Here is a 19,610-nt window from a genome sequence, read left to right on the forward strand (position 1 = left end):
GTGCGTGCTATGTTACATACATTCAAGAATGTATGTAAATCAAACTCCCCTGAAAGATAAACCTATGGCACGAAAAACCAAATCACAGGCGCTGGAAACCAGACAACACATTCTGGATGCTGCTGTGCGCGAATTTTCTGCCCGTGGGGTATCGTCGACATCACTGACTGATATTGCTAATGCAGCCGGTGTGACGCGGGGCGCAATTTATTGGCATTTCAGGAACAAAGTGGAACTGTTTAACGCGATCTGGGAAGCTTATGAATCCCGGATAAAAGTGCTCGAAGTAGAGTATCAGACAAAGTTTCCGAATAATCCACTGCGTATTTTGCGCGAAATCCTTATTTACATACTGGTCGCCACCGTCACGGATAGCCAGCGTAAGGCATTGATGGAGATTATATTCCATAAATGTGAATTTGTTGGGGAGATGACTTCAGTCCATGAAGCCCGTAAAGCGCTCTATATGGAAGGGTACGGTAAAATCGAACGTATTCTCCTGCGCTGTATAGACGAAAAGCAACTACCCGCTAATCTTGATACCCGCCAGGCTGCCATTATTTTACGTGCCTATCTGACCGGCTTAATGGAAAACTGGTTATTTATCCCTGAAAGCTTTGATTTAGAAGGTAATGCCGGGAAATTTGTGGATACCTATATTGATATGTTGCGACACTCGTCCTTTCTCGCCGTAGTAAAGTAACGCTCTGATACTTTCTCCTGTATTAATAAGCCTGCAAATTTTTTCTCCTGTTGATGATTAAATAACCACCCTGATGTTGTATTCAGATACGCTTTTCTCCTTCCTTTCATTGTTAACACTGTTATTGTCGTTACCATATTATTCATTTGGTAAATGAGTTGGCACAGACGTATGTGTATCCGGTTTTTGACCGCTTTTTCTGATGTAATTTTTCCCCGCAAAAAAAAGGGGATGACAGGGTTTTTTACGGGGATGATTTGCATTGCCCTGTTTCTTTTCTCCCTTCCCGGTCACGCGGCCAGTAATGATATTCCCAGCCGGAATGAAGTTCAGAACCAGCTTGATGCATTAAATCGCCAAAAAAACCTGACGCCGGTCGATAAACTTTCGCAACAGGATCTGATCCACACGCTGGAATATCTTGATGCGCTTGACCGGGTGAAGCAGGAAGTTAATCAGCTGCAAAAACAGGTCGCGGAAGCCCCGCAAAAATTGCGTAGCGCGATGGATGGCCTGGATCAAATCAAAAACAACCCGAAAGATGATGCGAATAAAGCGCAGCTTTCTGCGCTGTCGCTGCGTCAGCTGGAAAATCGTCTTAACGATACGCTCGATGATCTTCAGTCTTCTCAGGAAGATTTATCGACGTTTAATACCCAACTGATTTCCCTGCAAACCCAGCCGGAACGTGTACAAAACGCGATGTACACCTATTCACTGGCCATCCAGAAAATTCGTAATCAGCTCAACGGGATGTCGCCCGGTCAGCAGGATCTCCGGACTACTCAGCAAAATATGCTGGTCACGCAACAGGCGTTGCTGACTGCGCAGATTGATCTGCAACGCAAGAGCCTTGAAGCCAACACGACGTTGCAGGATCTCCTGCAAAAACAACGCGATTACACCAATGCACACATCAGTCAGTTGGAACATACCGCACAATTGTTGCAGGAAGTGGTCAACGGAAAACGGCTGATTTTGTCTGAACGTACGGCAAAAGAAGCCCAGAGTCCGGATGACACCTCTAACATCCAAAATGATCCGCTGGTCGCGCAGGAACTGGGGATTAACCGTCAGCTCAGTGAACGCCTGATTGCCGCAACGGAAGAGGGCAATCAGTTGGTGCAAAAAAACATCACGGTGAAAAACTGGCTCGACCGTTCGGCTCAGGCTGAGCATGACCTCAAAGAGCAAATCACTGTGCTGAAGGGCAGTTTATTACTGTCGCGCATTTTGTATCAGCAACAGCAAAATACCATCCCGCCTTCCGGCCTGATAACCGACATGAGCACACATATTGCCGATCTGCGTCTTGAACAATTCAAGATCAATCAGCAGCGTGATGCCTTATTCCAGGGCGACAGTTATATTCAGGGCGTTGTCAGCAGCAGTAAAGAAACCATTAATGGCGATATCAGCGATGCGCTGGATCAGATTGTCGACATGCGACGGGAGTTGCTTGATCAACTGAATAAACAACTCGGTAATCAGCTTTCGCTGGCCATCAGCTTACAGATTAACCAGCAACAATTACTGAGCATCAATCAGTCGCTGACCGAAACGCTGACCCAGCAAATTTTTTGGGTGAGCAGCAACAAACCGATGAACTGGGAGTTCATCAAGTCTCTGCCCGATGAAGTGAAAAATCAGCTGAGCGGCCTGCATGTCAGTATTCCGCCGGGCGAACTGATGCTGGGTGCACTGCATTCTCTGCCGGTGACCATCCCGCTGTTAACTGTCATTTTGTTGCTGTTATGGCGCCGGAAATATATCAATCAGCGGATTGAAATGCTGGGTAAAGATGTCGGACAGCTCAAGCGGGACAGCCAGTTGCATACACCGCAGGCGCTGGCATTGATGGCACTGAATGTGTTGCCGGGCGTCCTGCTTATACTCGGCATCGGCTACTGGCTCTCAGTGTGTGATATCGATCCGAGTGATTTCTTATGGACACTGGCGCAACGGCTGGCGGTTTTCCTGCTGGTGATGGGCTTTTGTTATCGCATTCTCAAACCTGGCAGCATAAATGAACGGCACTTTACTATGCCGGCAACCACCTGTGCTCACTATCGTCGTTCTGTCATTCGTCTGAGTCTGATGATGTTGCCCGTGATTTTCTGGTCGGTACGCGGTGAGAAAGCGCCGCTCGGGCTGGTGGATGACATCATCGGTCAGGTCGTGATTTTCCTGACAATGCTTGCTCTGGCCGTTCTGGTCTTCCCGATTGCGCGTGATGGCTGGCGTGAAAAAGATTCACACAGTATTCGTCTGGTGGTGGTGACGGCCATTGCGCTGGCACCGCTTTTCTTTGTCGGATTGATGGTCACCGGTTATTTTTACACCACGCTGCGTCTGGCTGGCCGCTGGATTGACAGTCTGTATCTGCTGATTTTCTGGAACATTACCTATCTCACGGCATTGCGTGGATTAAGCGTGGCCGCACGGCGCCTGGCTTATCGCCGAGCGCTGGCGCGACGCCAGACCATAGCGGCGAAAGATGGCGCGGAAGGCAGCGAGCCGGTCGAAGAGTCGCAGATCGGGTTAGATCAGATCAACCAACAGTCATTGCGCCTGACCACGATGGGTCTGTTCTTTATTTTCGCGACCATATTCTATTGGATCTGGTCGGATTTACTGACGGTCATTTCGTATCTGGACAGCATTACCTTATGGCATTACTCCAGCACGGTAGCGGGTGCGGTCATTCAGCAAACGGTGACGCTGGGTAATTTACTGCTCGGTTTTCTGGCGGTGATTGTGGCCTATGTGTTAACACGAAACTTACCGGGGCTGCTTGAAGTCGTCGTGCTATCACGGCTGCAATTGCGGCAGGGGACGTCCTATGCCATCACGACTATCCTGACCTATTCGATTACGGTGATTGGCGCAGTCACGGCACTCGGATCGCTCGGCGTCTCGTGGGATAAATTGCAATGGCTGGTGGCAGCGCTGTCGGTCGGGCTCGGCTTTGGTTTGCAGGAGATCTTCGCGAACTTTGTTTCAGGTCTGATCATACTTTTCGAACGTCCGGTACGTATTGGCGATACCGTCACCATCGGGACATTCTCGGGCACCGTCAGCCGCATCCGTATCCGTGCGACCACGATTATCGATTTTGACCGCAAAGAAGTGATCATCCCGAATAAAGCCTTTGTGACTGAGCGGCTGATTAACTGGTCGCTGAGCGATACCGTCACCCGGGTGTTAGTCAAAATTGGCGTGGCGTATGGTTCTGATCTCGACAAAGTGAAGGAAATTTTATTGCAGGCGGCACATGAAAACTCTCGTGTGATGAGTGACCCCGCACCCTTGGTGTTCTTCCTCAATTTCGGAGCCAGTACGCTTGATCATGAGCTACGGGTGTATGTGCGTGAGCTGGGGGATCGCAGTTATACCGTGGATGAACTCAACCGCAGCATTGATAAGCTGTGCCGCGAGAACAACATTAATATCGCGTTCAATCAGCTGGAAGTGTATCTGCATAATCAGGACGGTAGCGAAGTTCAGGAAGTGAAAAGGGTGCTGAGACAGCCCGGCGATCAGCAGGACCATTTCTCACCGGTCTGAGGCGTAGCGTGCCAGTCAGGGGAAAGCGACGGATTCCCCTGAAACAGGCAGCCGGCTGGCTTAAAGGTAGCTGATCGACAGCGTACTTTTACTGTTCTTTAACTTTTCCTGATAATCGCGATGTACAATTTCCAGCGCCGCAAGAGCGGTTTCAGGGGCAATCTCATTGCACTCAAGCAGGTAAATCAAATCGACAGCAAGCTGAAGTTCGGGGGGCGCATTTTCTACGGACATATAGGCCAACGTTATGATTAGCAGGTTTTGGACTTACTATTATAGATAAGAAAAGGCTTAGCCTGAATGCCGGATTAAAAAAATGTGATAAAGATTCAAAAACCTTTTTCCTGCCGCTCGATTTGTCTCTCAATTTTGGCCAGTGCCTGCCGACAACGCATTAAACGTCCTTCGAGTGCTGCCAGCTCCTTCTGCACCCGCTGCTGATCGCTGAATGTAGCCAGCTGGCCCAGCGTCGTCTCCCGGTCTTCAATCATCGCGATCAGACGCCGCTCGAACTGCTGAGTTTCCGCCAGTTTGGTATAATTATCATGGCTTTTGCGTTCGGGTGCCTGGTGTGTTTTACGCAAAGACTGGGTCGCCAGTTCGCGCTGCATGGCGGTAATTTGTGCCACCAGCCGTTCAGCAATAAATGCCACCTGTGCGGAACGTTTCTCGAGTACTTCCTGATTAAGTTGCTGCAAATTGGTTTTAATTTCTGCCAGATAGTCGCGCAACCGGGTACCTTTGGTTGAGAAAAGTGCGACATCAAACCGCGCCTGCGAGGCGGAAACATGGCCGATCGGTTCAATTTCCCTGGCCAGTGTTTCGATCTGCTGATCGAGGACATGTAAAATTCGTTCTGTGCTCACGATAATCTCCCTTAAACTCTGGCGTAGCTTACCGGTATGGCAGCTTCTGCGCACTTGTTTACACTGAGAATCCGCAAACCGGCTACGCAGTCTGTTTGAAACCGAAGGAAATGCATGAAACGCGTACTACTGATTACCCTAGGCTGGTTGTGTGTGGTGCTGGCGACGCTCGGGGTGGTGCTACCGCTGTTGCCGACGACCCCCTTTTTACTGCTGGCCGTCTGGTGCTTTGCCCGCTCATCACCACGCTTTCATCAGTGGTTATTGTACCGCTCATGGTTTGGCAGCTATCTGCGCCACTGGCAGACACATCGCGCATTACCGAAAGGTGTAAAACCGAAAGCGATCGTACTGATTGTGGTGAGTCTCTCGGTTTCGATCTATTTTGTGCCGTTATTGTGGGTGCGTATTTTACTGGTTTGCATGATGTTTGCGTTACTGATCATGATGTGGCGATTACCAGTGGTTGACCTTGAGCAATAAAACAGGCGATCATGTCCGGCTGCGGGTTGCTTTTTAAAGCAGCTTTGCATAGATTTGGGCATCTCGTACGTCGGTGCGCTCCCAATTTCCTTCCTTGAACGACATGCTTTATCACGGCATGACGGGGGACATTTGACCGCCCGCGTTTAAGTATGAACAGCAGCTTTATCAGGCAATTAACATTATGACCGCTACCGCACAGCAGCTACAGTTTATTAAAGACAGTATTAAAACCATCCCTGACTATCCTAAGCCAGGCATACTGTTCCGTGACGTCACCAGCTTGCTGGAAGACCCAAAAGCTTACGCTGCAAGCATTCAGTTACTGGCTGATCGTTACCGTGATGCCGGCGTCACCAAAGTGGTAGGCACCGAAGCGCGGGGCTTCCTGTTTGGCGCACCGGTTGCGCTGGTTCTGGGCGTGGGCTTTGTTCCCGTGCGTAAGCCGGGCAAGTTACCGCGTGAAACCATCAGCGAAACCTACGATCTGGAATACGGTACTGACAGCCTTGAAATCCACGTTGATGCTATTCAGCCTGGCGAAAAAATTCTGGTGATCGACGATTTGCTGGCAACGGGTGGCACGATTGAAGCCACGGCGAAACTGATCCGCCGTCTGGGCGGGGAAGTGACCGATGCCGCATTCATCATCAATCTGCCGGAACTGGGCGGTGAAAAACGCCTGAATGATTCAAATATCAACTGTTACAGCCTGGTCTGTTTCGACGGCCACTGATTTTTACCCGTTGGTAATGAACTGGCCTCGCCGTTAACGCGAGGCCTTTTGCTTTCTGCGCCGTTATTTTCCGCTTTCTCCGGTCCAGACCACCATGACTTTATCCTCACCTTGCTGACGGCTGAAGGCATAATATTGCGCGGTTTGCTGTGATTTCTGCACGCCTGCGCCAACCGCGGGGTGTTGTTCCCTGAACGTTCCCAGTTTTTGCCAGTGCCTGAGTAAAGCCTGTTTCGGGCCAGTCAGTTCATGCCAGTTCATGTCGGACCGCGTTCCTTGTAAAGGATCTGAACCCGTCGGGCCAAACTGACGGCCACTTTCATCGCCGTAATAAATCTGTACCGCGCCCGGTGCCAGTAATAATAAATCTGCGGCACGCTGCTGTAATGCCAGAGACTCCCTGGCATCGGCAGTGAAAAACAGCCGGGTATCATGTGATGACAAATAACTGAGAACGTTAAAATCCTGCATTTTCTCCGCCATCTGCTGATAAGTTGTGTCGATATTGGCAAAACAACTCAGCGCCGCTGCTGCCTGATCCTGAAAATCAAAATTAATCATGGCATCAAATCCACTGGCGTAATAATCGCTTTTCATCACGCCATGACCCCACGCCTCGCCGGTCATCCAGAATGGCGCGTCATCAAGCACCTTTGCAGGATTGGCGGCTTTCCATTGTTTCAGGGCTTCGGCTGAACGCTCTTTAAGTAAGGCCAGTGTTGATTTTTCGACGTGTTTGGCGGTATCCACACGGAACCCGTCTATGCCGTAGTCCCGTACCCACTGACTGAGCCAGGTGACCAGATAATCACGCGGTGTTGCACCGGGAATTTCACGTGCGGCCGTATCGGGTTTGTTGCGATAGAAAACGGGCAGGCCGCTGACCTGACTGGATTCCGTTTTAATATCCGGCAGGAAGGCTAATGACATGGTCAGATCGTCATAACCGGGCGAGTCATAATCGCCAATGTCGGTACGGATCCATTTTTCACCCCACCAGGTACGCCAGCCGTCCTTGTCGCCGAAATTGATATAATCATTAAAGCTGTGCCAGTTCTGACCAGGGCCGGGCTTCCAGTCCGTCCAGTTTTTGCCGAGCATTTTTGCGATATCATCACCTTTCAGATACAACGAGCCAAAATGGAAGGTTTGCATATCCGCCAGCGTGGCGTAACCGGTGTGATTGACGACAACGTCAAATAAAATGCGGATCCCACGCCGGTGGGCTTCACTGACCAGCTTTTGCAAATCTTCCCCGGTACCCATATTGGCATCGAGTTTTGTCCAGTCGAGGGTGTAATAGCCATGATAGGCATAATGCGGAAAATCGCCTTTGGTGCCGCCGCCAACCCAACCGTGGATCTGTTCGAGCGGCGAACTGATCCACAGCGCGTTAACGCCCAGCCGTTGCAGATAATCGAGTTTGGTTGTGAGTCCGGCCAGATCGCCACCGTGGAAAGTACCGATTTCCTGCAGGCCGTCACTGTGGCGACCATAGCTGTGATCGTTTTCCGGATTGCCGTTTTCGAAACGATCGGTCAGTACAAAATACACCGTGGCATTTTTCCAGTTGAATGTGGCTGGCGTTTTACGCTCTGCTGATTCCAGTAACAGCAAACCCCCGCTGGCCGGGTCGGGCATCATGGTGATGTGGCCTTTTGTTACTGTGGCGCTCTGGCCGGAATAAAAATCGCGAACAGTTTCACCCTCAGCAAAAGTGCCGGAGACATCGACAATCAGCGGTTTCCCATCCTGACGCGGACAGGTTTTCGCCACGGCAGCGACAGATTCCTCCGCCGTATTCAGACTGAGCTGAAGCGTTGGCGTACCGCTGCGGGTATCAATTCGAACCTGATAATCTCCGGAGCGGAACTGTTTCCAGTAAACCGGCGGGTGGCTTTTGCAGGGTTGCAGTGACAGCACATCGTTAAGCTTTATCGCGGTAGACGGTTGCCAGCACTGATTATCCTGATGTAATTCAAGCGTACGTTGCCCTTTTGGTAACGTGGTGTGGCTGGTGAATATGCCGCTGACCGGTTCGGCGAAACCGGGAAAGCCTTGCAGCGTCCAGCTGGCCTGTGCGGCGGGGCAAACGAGCAATAATAAAGGCAGTGTCAGGGGTTTCATGGCTCTCCTTACAAAAGGCAGGAAGCATTATCAGAACAGAGGTGAATCCAGTTTAGTAAGTGCGCAAAATTTGCCCTCATCCTGTGAGACGAATTGTCAGGAGGAGAAGGAAGGGGGAGAAACTGCGACGCGGTATGCAAAAGTAAAGTAATAGGAATGAGGGCGACCCTGCTGGTACACTATGCAGTGGCAGTCTGGCTCAGGCATCATTATGCTGAGTCTTCAGTCTCCGTTTCGCAGACCCGCGCAGAAAGACGGGTTAAACGATGTTTTTTCGTGTATCGTCAAATTAATCATTATAAATCAACGATGAAGTGTTAATGAGCTATCAGGTTCTTGCCCGTAAGTGGCGCCCCCAAACTTTTGCCGACGTCGTCGGACAGGAACATGTGCTGACCGCACTGGCCAATGGCCTGTCGCTCGGGCGCATCCATCACGCCTACCTGTTTTCCGGTACCCGTGGCGTGGGCAAAACCACCATCGCCCGCCTGCTGGCGAAAGGGCTTAACTGCGAAACCGGGATCACCTCCACGCCTTGTGGCGTGTGCGATAACTGCCGTGAAATCGAGCAGGGCCGTTTTGTCGATCTGATTGAGATCGATGCCGCATCGCGTACTAAAGTCGAAGACACCCGCGATTTGCTGGATAACGTGCAATACGCACCGGCGCGTGGCCGCTTCAAAGTTTACCTGATTGACGAAGTGCATATGCTTTCGCGTCATAGCTTCAACGCGCTGTTGAAAACGCTGGAAGAGCCGCCTGCACACGTCAAATTCCTGCTGGCGACCACGGATCCGCAAAAGCTGCCGGTCACCATTTTATCGCGTTGTTTGCAGTTCCATCTGAAAGCGCTGGATGCTGAACAGATCCGCAAACAGCTCGAACATGTATTAACGCAGGAAACCATCACCACTGAGCCGCGTGCCTTACAACTGCTTTCCCGCGCTGCCGACGGCAGTATGCGTGATGCGTTAAGTCTCACCGATCAGGCAATCGCGATGGGACAGGGTGCCGTCACCACTGAAACCGTGGCACAAATGCTTGGTACGCTGGACGACGAGCAGCCGCTGGCCATGCTCGAAGCGCTGGTCAGCGCCGACGGTAGTCAGATGATGGCGCAGGTCGAACAGGCCGCATCCCGTGGGGTCGACTGGGAAAATCTTTTGGTGGAGACGCTGGCGCTGCTGCACCGTATTGCAATGGTTCAGCTCCTGCCGTCCGTGCTGGATAATCATTACGCAGCTATTGAGCAACGCCTGCGTGAGCTCGCGCGTGTCATTCCGCCAGCTGATGTGCAGCTTTATTATCAGACTTTACTGATTGGCCGCAAAGAGCTGGCGTATGCGCCCGACAAACGCATGGGCGTCGAAATGACGCTGCTGCGCGCTCTGGCCTTCCATCCGAAAGTGATTATTGCTGAACCGGCTCCGCAACCCGTCGCAACCCCGGCAAATGTGGCGACACCAGCGCCATCGCAACCGGCAGCGCCGCGTAACGCACCGCCGCAACCAAACTATAATGCTCCGCCGCCGCCGGGGAATGCAGAACCGGCGGCGATGCCGGATACCACTGCGCAACTTCTACAGGCGCGAACACAATTGCTCAGGCAGGGGAGTACCACCCCAAAAAAAGCTGAGCCGGCAGCGCCAGGAAAAGCGCGGCCGGCAACCTCAGCACTGGAGCGCCTCGCTTCGGTGACTGAACGTGCGCAGACATTGGCCGTGAAGAAAGAGCCCGCCGCGCCAATAAAAGAAGAAGCCTATCGCTGGAAAGCGATGACGGAACCGGAAGTCGCACCGGAACCGGTGGCGACGCCGAAAGCGTTGCGCACCGCGCTCGAACATGAAAAATCGCCGGAACTGGCTTCCCGTCTGGCAGAAGAAGCGACTGAACGTGATGAATGGGCGGCTGAAATCAGCCGGATGTCCATTCCGAAACTGGTGCAACAACTGGCGCTGAATGCCTACCGCGAGCAACCGGAACCGGGCAAAATCTGCCTGCATCTGCGTTCGTCGCAAAAGCACCTGAATTCGCCGTCTGCACAAAAGGTACTGACGGAGGCCTTATCGGCACTGCATCAGATGCCGGTTGAACTGACCGTGCTGGAAGATGATAATCTGGCGGTGAAGACGCCGCTGGAATGGCGACAGGCCATTTATGAAGAAAAACTGGCGCAGGCGCGTCAGTCTATTATTGCGGATAACAACATTCAGACTTTGCGCCGTTTCTTCGACGCGGAGCTGGATGAAGAAAGTATTCGCCCAATTTAAACGCCGCGATTGTGACGCGGCCATTGCTGAGAGAGAAGACTATGTTTGGAAAAGGCGGCATTGGTAACCTGATGAAACAGGCCCAGCAAATGCAGGAAAAAATGCAACAGGCTCAGGCGGAAATCGCTCAGCTGGAAGTGACCGGTGAATCAGGTGCGGGTCTGGTGAAAATCACCATCAACGGTGCGCATAACGTGCGTCGTGTTGAAATTGATCCAAGCCTGCTGGAAGACGATAAAGATATGCTGGAAGACCTGATCGCTGCGGCGTTCAACGATGCAGCACGCCGTATCGATGAAACTCAGAAAGAAAAAATGGCAGCCGTGTCTGGCGGTATGCAATTGCCACCAGGCTTTAAGATGCCGTTCTGATGCAAACCAGCCCTCTCCTTGAATCTTTAATGGAGGCGTTGCGTTGCCTGCCGGGCGTTGGCCCGAAGTCCGCGCAACGAATGGCATTCCAGTTGTTGCAACGTGATCGCAGCGGCGGAATGCGGCTGGCACAGTCTTTAACGCGTGCCATGTCTGAGATCGGCCATTGCGCCGATTGCCGTACCTTCACCGAGCAGGAAATCTGTACTATTTGTGCCAACCCACGGCGCAAAGAAAATGGTCAGATTTGTGTGGTGGAAAGTCCGGCTGATATTCATGCGATAGAACAAACCGGTCAGTTCTCTGGTCGCTATTTTGTGCTGATGGGCCACCTGTCACCCCTTGATGGCATCGGGCCTGACGACATCGGTTTAGGTCGCCTGGAAGAACGACTTGAAAGTGAAAATATTCAGGAAGTGATCCTCGCGACTAACCCGACGGTTGAAGGTGAGGCGACCGCCAACTATATCGCTGAAATGTGCGGCCAGTACGGTGTGCTGGCCAGCCGCATCGCGCATGGTGTGCCGGTTGGTGGTGAACTGGATATGGTGGACGGTACCACGCTGTCCCATTCCCTCGCCGGACGTCATCCCTTCCGGTTCTGACTGTCGACTGTCATGCGGGCGCGGTTCTCTGCGCCCCGTTTTGTTCCGTTATCCCTCTGCATTTCTTCTTAAAAATTTTTCCCTGCGCTTGAAAAGCCTGACGCGTAACCCCACTTATTCCTCAACGTCTGATTTGGTCAATAACAGTATCTGGATTGAGGTAATTTGATGAGTATGAAAGGACAAGAGACACGCGGATTCCAGTCTGAAGTAAAACAACTGCTTCATCTGATGATCCATTCCCTGTATTCAAACAAAGAAATTTTCCTGCGGGAGCTGATTTCTAACGCCTCCGATGCCGCTGATAAACTGCGTTTCCGTGCATTATCTGCGCCTGAACTTTATGAAGGTGATGGCGAGCTGCATGTCCGTCTGGCATTTGATAAAGAAAAACGCACCCTGACGCTGAGTGATAACGGTATCGGTATGAGCCGTGATGAAGTGATTGATAACCTCGGGACTATCGCTAAATCCGGTACCAAAGCCTTCCTGCAATCTGTCGGTTCGGAACAGGCGAAAGACAGCCAACTGATTGGTCAGTTTGGTGTGGGGTTCTACTCTGCCTTTATCGTGGCAGACAAAGTCACCGTGCGCACCCGTGCAGCCGGTGCCAGCGCTGAAGAAGGCGTATTCTGGGAATCTGCCGGTGAAGGTGAATACACCCTGGCGGATATCGAGAAAGCCGATCGCGGCACTGAAATCACTTTGCACCTGCGCGAAGATCAGGACGAATTCCTTGATGACTGGCGCGTACGCTCCATTATCAGCAAATATTCCGACCATATTGCGTTGCCGGTGGAAGTCGAAACCCGTAACGAAGAAGACGGCACCGTAACCTGGGAACAAATCAACAAGGCGCAAGCCCTGTGGACGCGCGGTAAAGCGGAAGTCACGGACGAAGAATATAAAGAATTCTACAAACATATTTCTCATGATTTCAGCGATCCGCTGAGCTGGAGCCACAACCGCGTTGAAGGTAAGCAGGAATACACCAGCCTGCTGTATATCCCTTCACAGGCACCGTGGGATATGTGGAACCGTGATCATAAACACGGCCTGAAACTGTATGTTCAGCGCGTGTTTATCATGGACGAAGCCGAGCAGTTCATGCCGAACTACCTGCGTTTCGTGCGTGGTCTGATAGATTCCAACGATCTGCCGCTGAACGTATCCCGTGAAATTCTGCAGGACAGCCGCATTACTCAGAATCTGCGCAGTGCGCTGACCAAACGCGTTCTGCAAATGCTGGAAAAACTGGCCAGAGATGACAATGAAAAATACCTGCAATTCTGGAAACAGTTTGGTCTGGTATTGAAAGAAGGCCCGGCAGAAGACGGTGCGAACAAAGAAACGATCGCCAAACTGCTACGTTTCGCCAGCACCCGCAACGACAGCAGTGAGCAGACGTTGTCGCTGGAAGACTATGTGACGGCGATGGTAGAAGGTCAGGACAAAATTTATTACATCACTGCCGACAGTTATGCGGCGGCGAAGAGCAGTCCGCACCTGGAATTGTTCCGCAAAAAAGGCATTGAAGTCCTGTTGTTGTCTGACCGCATCGACGAATGGATGATGAGCTACCTCACTGAGTTTGAGGGTAAAGTCTTCCAGTCCGTCAGCAAGGCCGACGAGTCACTGGATAAACTGGCTGACGAAGAAAACGAACAGCAGAAAGAAGCCGAAAAAGCGCTGGAGCCGTTTGTTGAGCGTGTGAAAACCCTGCTGGGTGACCGTGTGAAAGAAGTGCGTCTGACGCACCGTCTGACTGATACACCGGCTATCGTCACCACGGGCGCTGACGAAATGACCACGCAAATGGCAAAACTGTTTGCGGCGGCCGGTCAGGACGCGCCGGAAGTCAAATATATCTTTGAGCTGAACCCGGAACATGCGCTGGTAAAACGTGCTTCGGACGTCGCTGATGAGACTCAGTTCAGTGAGTGGATTGAACTGCTGCTGGATCAGGCACTGTTCGCCGAACGCGGCACGCTGGAAGATCCAAACCTGTTCATCCGTCGTATGAATACGTTGCTTCAGGCGTAATTTGCACATTGAACCGTAAACCGGAAGGGTGTCGTTAACACGACACCCTTTTTTTGTCTGTAAAAGACCCCGATTTCATGTTGTCGTGTGGTTTTGCACTGCAGGCGGTACAACGCTTCTGCTGGCCGTAGCCAGCCCGAAACAGGGGATAAAACGCCAGTCTGCACCGGCTTAACCCCTATTTCAGCAGGGCTTGTTCCTTGAGCAAAAGTGCTCAGAATGGTATGGTTGACCGGTTTTCGTGATTCATAATAATTACATGCAAGGGGATTTACGCAATGCGTATCATTCTGCTGGGCGCTCCGGGCGCAGGTAAGGGTACTCAGGCTCAATTCATCATGGAGAAATTTGGTATTCCACAAATTTCTACCGGTGATATGTTGCGCGCCGCTGTGAAGGCCGGAAGTGAGCTCGGCAAGAAAGCAAAAGAGATTATGGATGCCGGTAAACTGGTGACCGATGAACTGGTTATCGCACTGGTGAAAGAACGTATTCAGCAGGAAGATTGCCGTAATGGTTTCCTGTTAGACGGTTTCCCACGCACCATTCCGCAAGCTGATGCCATGAAAGACGCGGGCATCAAAGTGGATTACGTGCTGGAATTTGATGTGCCTGATGAACTGATCGTTGATCGCATCGTTGGCCGTCGCGTACACCCGGGCTCTGGCCGCGTGTACCACATCCAGTACAATCCGCCGAAAGTGGAAGGTAAAGACGATGTCACCGGTGAAGAACTGATCACCCGTAAAGACGATCAGGAAGAAACCGTGCGTAAACGTCTGGTGGAATACCATGAACTGACGGAGCCGCTGGTGTCTTATTACAGCAAAGAAGCCGAAGCGGGCAACACCAGGTACGTCAAAATTGACGGCACACAACAGGTCTCTGCCGTGCGTGACGAACTGGCTGCCATCCTCAGCTGATCGTCTACTTTGCACGCCATCACGGGGTGACTTCGGTCGCCCCGTTTGTATTTTAAGGCTCCTCACCTTCCTCATAACCCCAATATTCCAAGTGGCAGAACGGCGGCAAGCGGGCGGAGCCCCGATGAGCTTACTAAAGTAAGTGATTCGGGTGAGTGAACGTAGCCAATGTATCAGCCTTTGAAATAGAACGGGTATTAATAACAATTCGCATTGATAGCTTCTGCCGTTGTTCCGATCGTCATTGTTTTCGTTACAATGGCCTGCGCTTCTTTACTGCATCTCCAAATAAACGGTGGCGCCCATAACTTTTTGCACTGGCTTCAGTGCCTTCAATTTAGGAAATTCAGCATGACGCAGACCAAATTCGGTGTTCTTCTGGTCAACCTCGGGACTCCGGAGGCTCCGACTCCGCAGGCCGTTAAAAAATATCTGGCTGAATTTTTGAGTGATATTCGTGTGGTTGATACACCCCGTTGGCTGTGGTGGCCTGTACTGAATTTAGTGATCCTGCCGCTGCGTTCTCCACGTGTGTCCAAACTGTACAAAGCCGTGTGGATGGAAGAAGGTTCACCGCTGATGGTGTACAGCCGTCGTCAGCAGAAAGCTCTGGCAGAACGCCTGCCGGGTACGCCGGTCGAGCTGGCCATGAGCTACGGTAAGCCGGGCATGAAAGAGCCTATTGAAAAACTACTGGCGCAGGGTGTGACCAAAATGGTGGTGTTGCCCCTGTATCCGCAATACTCCTGCTCCACCAGTGCTGCAGTTTTTGACGGTGTTGCGCGCGTGCTGAAATCGCAGCGTCGTCTGCCTTCAATGAGTTTTATCCGTGATTACGCCACGCATCCGGCGTACATTTCCGCACTGAAAGCCAGCATCGAACGTTCGTTCGCTCTGCATGGCGAACCGGACCGTCTGGTGTTGTCCTTCCACGGTATTCCAAAGCGTTTTGTGGCGGAAGGTGATGATTATGAACAGCGTTGCCGCGATACCGTGCAGGCGCTCACAGACGCGTTGCAACTGCCTGTGGGCAAAATAATGCTGACTTTCCAGTCCCGCTTTGGTCGTGAGCCCTGGCTCACGCCATACACCGATGAAACACTGAAAGGCCTTCCTGCTCAGGGAGTTAAACATATTCAGATCCTTTGTCCGGGCTTCGCGGCAGACTGTCTCGAGACCCTGGAGGAAATTAAAGGCGAGAATCGTGAAATTTTTATTCATGCAGGCGGCGAGCGCTTCGAATATATTGACGCCTTGAACGACCAGCCGGAGCATATTGATTTGCTGCAACAACTGGTCACTCAGCACTTCTGAATGAAGCCTGAGCTTTTTGAACTCCCCGAGAATAATGAATGAAATTTCCTGGTAAACGTAAGTCCAAACACTATTTTCCGGTCAGCGCGCGCGACCCTTTATTACGTGATTCTATGTTGCAGGACATGCTGCCGGAGTCAGAAGCCGGTGCTTCGTACATCACCGGCATTGACCAGACGATGGTCGATATCGAAGCGCGTGTTGATGAAAATTTTGTTGCCCGCTACGGGCTGACACCGGGTGAATCCAATATTCTTGATGATGAGACGTCGGAAACGCTGTATCAGGAACTGATGAGCAACGCGCTTATCACGCATCAGTTTGCGGGCGGCACCGTCGGTAACACGTTGCATAACTATTCGGTGCTGGCGGATGACCGCTCCGTTTTGCTTGGCGTTATGTGCAACAATGTCAAAATTGGTGATTATGCCTATCGCTATCTGTGCAACACCTCCAGCCGTGTGGATCTTAACTTCCTGCAAGGCGTGGACGGTGCAATTGGCCGCTGCTTTACCCTCATCAGTGACACTGGCGAACGTACCTTTGCTATCAGCCCCGGTAAAATGAACGATCTGCGTGCACAAAGCATACCGGAAGATGTGATTGCCGGTGCATCAGCACTGTTACTGACATCGTATCTGCTGCGCAGTAAGCCAGGTGAACCCATGCCGGAAGCGACTATGCAGGCGATTGAATACGCGAAAAAGTATCATGTGCCGGTGGTACTGACGCTGGGCACCCAGTACGTTATCGCGGAAGATCCCCAGGCATGGCGCGATTTCCTGCGTGATCACGTCTCGATCCTGGCAATGAACGAAGATGAGGGATTTGCGCTAACGGGTCTGAGGGATCCGCTGATGGCTGCTGATAAAGCGCTGGACTGGGTTGATTTGGTGCTGTGTACCGCCGGGCCAAACGGCCTGTTTATGGCGAGTTATACGGAAGAAGAATTCAAACGCACCACCCAACATCCACTGCTGCCTGGCGCAATAGCTGAATTTAACCAGTATGAATTTAGCCGCGCCATGCGCCATGACTGTTGCCGTCAACCGTTGAAGATTTATTCCCACATTGCACCCTATATGGGCGGGCCTGAAAAGATCATGAATACCAACGGAGCAGGAGACGGCGCGCTGTCAGCATTGCTGCATGATATTGCCGCGAATGGGTTCCACCGGACTTCGGTGCCGAATTCCAGTAAACACGCCCGTGAATATCTGACCTATTCCTCTCTGGCCCAGGTGTGCAAATACGCAAACCGCGTGAGTTATCAGGTGCTGAACCAGCACTCTCCGCGTCTGACGCGTGGCTTGCCGGAACGTGAAGACAGCCTTGAAGAAAGTTACTGGGAACGTTAAATAAACAAGGCGGGGATTTTCATCCCCGCCGATACTTTTTATCCGCAATAACCCCAACGAAGGTTTTTAGGTAGTGTTCCCCAGCTCTTAATGCAGACATCTTTATAATCGTTCAGACTGACGTTATAAATCGACCGACCGGATTTTGATTTCCCAATAACCTGAACATTTTTAGCCCCACGTGGCACTTCGACAGTGACGGTGTTGCCCAATGCCAGACGATGATCAATGGTTGCATTTGATCCGTCTTCCCGGACGTATTTAACTTTATAAACACCAATGTAACCGCCACCGTTTTTCAGTGTAACTCTGAAAGCATTTTCCTTAATGGTCTTATCCACCACGGAAAGTTTAAGAGGGATGGTTGCTGCCAACTTTTTCGTTTTCAGGTCGTTATCTGAAACCTCATAAATGGACAATTCTTTTTTAAGGTTATTAACTTCAACCAATAGAAATGTCTCTTTGAATGTCGCACCACTGTTGGCGAAATAATTACCTACTGACATTTCATGAGTATGGCCATTGAAAATAGCAGTAATATCATAGTCGCTATTTTTCGCCGTCATCTTATGCAGACGTGAATTCGCTGCACCCATATTCTCAACATGCGAAAGTAATATAACGGCTTTGCCTTGTTTACGGGCATCAGCGAGTTGTTGCTCCAGCCAGTCTACAGAGGAGGTGACTTTTACTGTATATTTTCGGGCGTCTTTAAAACTAAACCCGCTGTAATTCTTGGTATATTCAGCATAGTTGTTCAGTTGGATGAAACGAATGCCTGACATATCAAAGCTATAGGAGAAACTCCCAATATAGTTCGTCGAAAGTGTAGGGAATGAATAACCTGAAATTACATTGTAATCGATCGCATTAATATTTTTACGCGATTTAAGATTGTCGGTCAGTTCGCGGATACTGCGCACGGCACAGTTATTTTTGTAACAATCATCGACATTGTTTTCGTAGTCATGATTGCCTAGCCCATACCAGTAATCATGGTTAAGCGTTCCCAGGGCCTTGTTCATTTCTGCCCACTGCCATTTATGACCAAAATCTGTAATATCGCCGTTAATGATGGTGCCCTTAAAGGCATCACCATAGGTGCTTTTCAGACTGTTGAGCACTTGGTACTGATTGTAGATAGGCGGTTTTGCCTGCTCTTTCTGGTCAACGCCGTTGGGGGTACGGGCATACTGCGGATCAGAGGTTATCGCATAATATTCAATTGGGTGAACAATTTTCCACCAGGCATTATCTTTATTATTTTCCGGGTAATACCATTTGTTTTGCCCAGGCGCACCGTCTTGTTTAGCTTCAAAATAGTGACGACCATCCGACCAGTCCACGTAGTAAATCTCACCTTTGGTCCCTGCTTCATTCCAGGTTTTAGGTGATCCGAGTGAACCAAAATGAGTAGTGCTATTTCCCTGCTCATTTTTGATTTTTTCAGCCATTCGGGTTTTAAATGTCGTCAGCGACATTTCCACATCATCTACAGAGTCTGACAGTATTTCATACTTTTCAGTCTGTTTGCCGCCATGGGCGGTATAATTCACTTCACCGGAAGTAAAGGCATAATCCCCATTGCTGACATTATTTATCTGCGTAGGGGCGGACATTGCAGGATATAAAGTATCTAACTTATCTGACATTACAGCATAGGTATCATTATCAGGCTCGATATCAGCCTCGCCAGACTCCACATCGACAGAAGGAACATTGTGTTCAGGATTTATGCAATCTAGTTGATCAGGAGCGGTTGTACCCTGATTGGCCTGTAGGGAATGTGTTTCGTTATTACGGGATATGCCGCCTATGTCCGTTGTTCCCGCCGGGGTTACTGCTCCTCCGGTTCCTGTATCATCGTTTCTGACGCTTACATCCGTTGAACGGGTGCAATTATAAGGTGTTATATCTGCGCTCGTTCCCGCCGGGACAGTTGCCCCCGAAGGGATACCTACATCGTCGCGCTGGACGGTTGCATCCATAGAGCTGGCGTTATTATGGGGGGTTATGTCTATATTCGTTCCAGGAGAAACGTTAGCCCCAGATGTTGAACCCGACCAGGAGGGAGTTACCCCGGTATTAATATAACCGGAATCTGCGTATGAACCTGATGATAATATTGACAAAATTACTAAAGATAATACTTTTACTGAGTGTTTGTTTAAAGATTTCATGTTTTAATTTCCGTTAATATCCATATTAATCCGGGCGAATTATAACGTGTAGCTGATATTTAAT

At 50.7% G+C, this 19,610-nt stretch carries 15 protein-coding genes and 1 other annotated feature; of the genes, 11 read left to right on the top strand and 4 right to left on the bottom strand.

The annotated features are described in order from the left end of the window. Positions 1 to 64: 64 nt before the first annotated feature. Entirely contained in the window at positions 65 to 703 is a 639-nt protein-coding gene (acrR, locus tag J1781_RS15095; protein ID WP_129952813.1) for a multidrug efflux transporter transcriptional repressor AcrR, read from the top strand. Between the two features lie 171 nt (positions 704 to 874). Then, positions 875 to 4,270, top strand: coding sequence for a mechanosensitive channel MscK (gene mscK / locus J1781_RS15100; protein ID WP_217219826.1), 3,396 nt, complete (start codon positions 875 to 877; stop codon positions 4,268 to 4,270). A 60-nt stretch (positions 4,271 to 4,330) separates the two neighbouring features. On the opposite strand, the gene rsmS is transcribed toward mscK, so the two are convergent. Beyond that, the gene (gene rsmS, locus J1781_RS15105) at positions 4,331 to 4,504 is read right to left on the bottom strand and encodes a pleiotropic regulatory protein RsmS (RefSeq protein ID WP_129952811.1); all 174 of its coding nucleotides are present in this window, start codon (positions 4,502 to 4,504) and stop codon (positions 4,331 to 4,333) included. A 95-nt stretch (positions 4,505 to 4,599) separates the two neighbouring features. Further along, positions 4,600 to 5,136, bottom strand: a complete 537-nt coding sequence (gene priC / locus J1781_RS15110) for a primosomal replication protein PriC (RefSeq protein ID WP_129952810.1) — start codon at positions 5,134 to 5,136, stop codon at positions 4,600 to 4,602. 114 nt (positions 5,137 to 5,250) lie between these two features. Here priC and J1781_RS15115 point away from each other — a divergent pair, with 114 nt between their 5' ends. Continuing rightward, entirely contained in the window at positions 5,251 to 5,619 is a 369-nt protein-coding gene (locus J1781_RS15115) for a DUF454 family protein (protein ID WP_217139368.1), read from the top strand. A gap of 184 nt (positions 5,620 to 5,803) precedes the next feature. Further along, positions 5,804 to 6,355, top strand: a complete 552-nt coding sequence (apt, locus tag J1781_RS15120) for an adenine phosphoribosyltransferase (protein WP_013576602.1) — start codon at positions 5,804 to 5,806, stop codon at positions 6,353 to 6,355. Between the two features lie 63 nt (positions 6,356 to 6,418). On the opposite strand, the gene J1781_RS15125 is transcribed toward apt, so the two are convergent. Further along, a complete protein-coding gene (locus tag J1781_RS15125; protein WP_217233819.1) occupies positions 6,419 to 8,482 on the bottom strand; it encodes an alpha-amylase in 2,064 nt (687 codons plus the stop codon). 320 nt (positions 8,483 to 8,802) lie between these two features. On the opposite strand from J1781_RS15125, the gene dnaX reads away from it, so the two are divergent. From dnaX to J1781_RS15160, 7 genes are all read left to right on the top strand, one after another. After that, the gene (gene dnaX, locus J1781_RS15130) at positions 8,803 to 10,752 is read left to right on the top strand and encodes a DNA polymerase III subunit gamma/tau (protein ID WP_217219824.1); all 1,950 of its coding nucleotides are present in this window, start codon (positions 8,803 to 8,805) and stop codon (positions 10,750 to 10,752) included. Then, positions 10,088 to 10,152 (top strand) — a sequence feature (DnaX frameshifting element). Its footprint overlaps the gene before it by 65 nt. A 41-nt stretch (positions 10,753 to 10,793) precedes the next feature. Next, positions 10,794 to 11,123, top strand: coding sequence for a YbaB/EbfC family nucleoid-associated protein (locus J1781_RS15135; protein ID WP_013576599.1), 330 nt, complete (start codon positions 10,794 to 10,796; stop codon positions 11,121 to 11,123). Continuing rightward, positions 11,123 to 11,728, top strand: a complete 606-nt coding sequence (gene recR, locus J1781_RS15140; protein WP_015698289.1) for a recombination mediator RecR — start codon at positions 11,123 to 11,125, stop codon at positions 11,726 to 11,728. Before J1781_RS15135 ends, recR begins: the two co-directional genes overlap by 1 nt. A 174-nt stretch (positions 11,729 to 11,902) precedes the next feature. After that, a complete protein-coding gene (htpG, locus tag J1781_RS15145) occupies positions 11,903 to 13,771 on the top strand; it encodes a molecular chaperone HtpG (protein WP_217219828.1) in 1,869 nt (622 codons plus the stop codon). 278 nt (positions 13,772 to 14,049) lie between these two features. Further along, complete coding sequence (adk, locus tag J1781_RS15150; protein ID WP_217233820.1) at positions 14,050 to 14,694, top strand: adenylate kinase; 645 nt, start codon at positions 14,050 to 14,052, stop codon at positions 14,692 to 14,694. A gap of 351 nt (positions 14,695 to 15,045) precedes the next feature. Continuing rightward, the gene (gene hemH, locus J1781_RS15155) at positions 15,046 to 16,008 is read left to right on the top strand and encodes a ferrochelatase (protein WP_129952804.1); all 963 of its coding nucleotides are present in this window, start codon (positions 15,046 to 15,048) and stop codon (positions 16,006 to 16,008) included. Positions 16,009 to 16,046: 38 nt separating this feature from the next. After that, positions 16,047 to 17,366: an inosine/guanosine kinase gene (locus J1781_RS15160; RefSeq protein WP_217219822.1), complete on the top strand. Its 1,320-nt coding sequence runs from the start codon at positions 16,047 to 16,049 to the stop codon at positions 17,364 to 17,366. Positions 17,367 to 17,404: 38 nt separating this feature from the next. On the opposite strand, the gene J1781_RS15165 is transcribed toward J1781_RS15160, so the two are convergent. Next, on the bottom strand, positions 17,405 to 19,546 hold the full coding sequence (locus tag J1781_RS15165) for a metallophosphoesterase family protein (RefSeq protein WP_217233821.1): 2,142 nt from the start codon (positions 19,544 to 19,546) through the stop codon (positions 17,405 to 17,407). Positions 19,547 to 19,610: the final 64 nt, after the last annotated feature.

This window comes from Rahnella perminowiae, from assembly GCF_019049695.1.
Classification (GTDB): Bacteria; Pseudomonadota; Gammaproteobacteria; order Enterobacterales; family Enterobacteriaceae; genus Rahnella; species Rahnella perminowiae.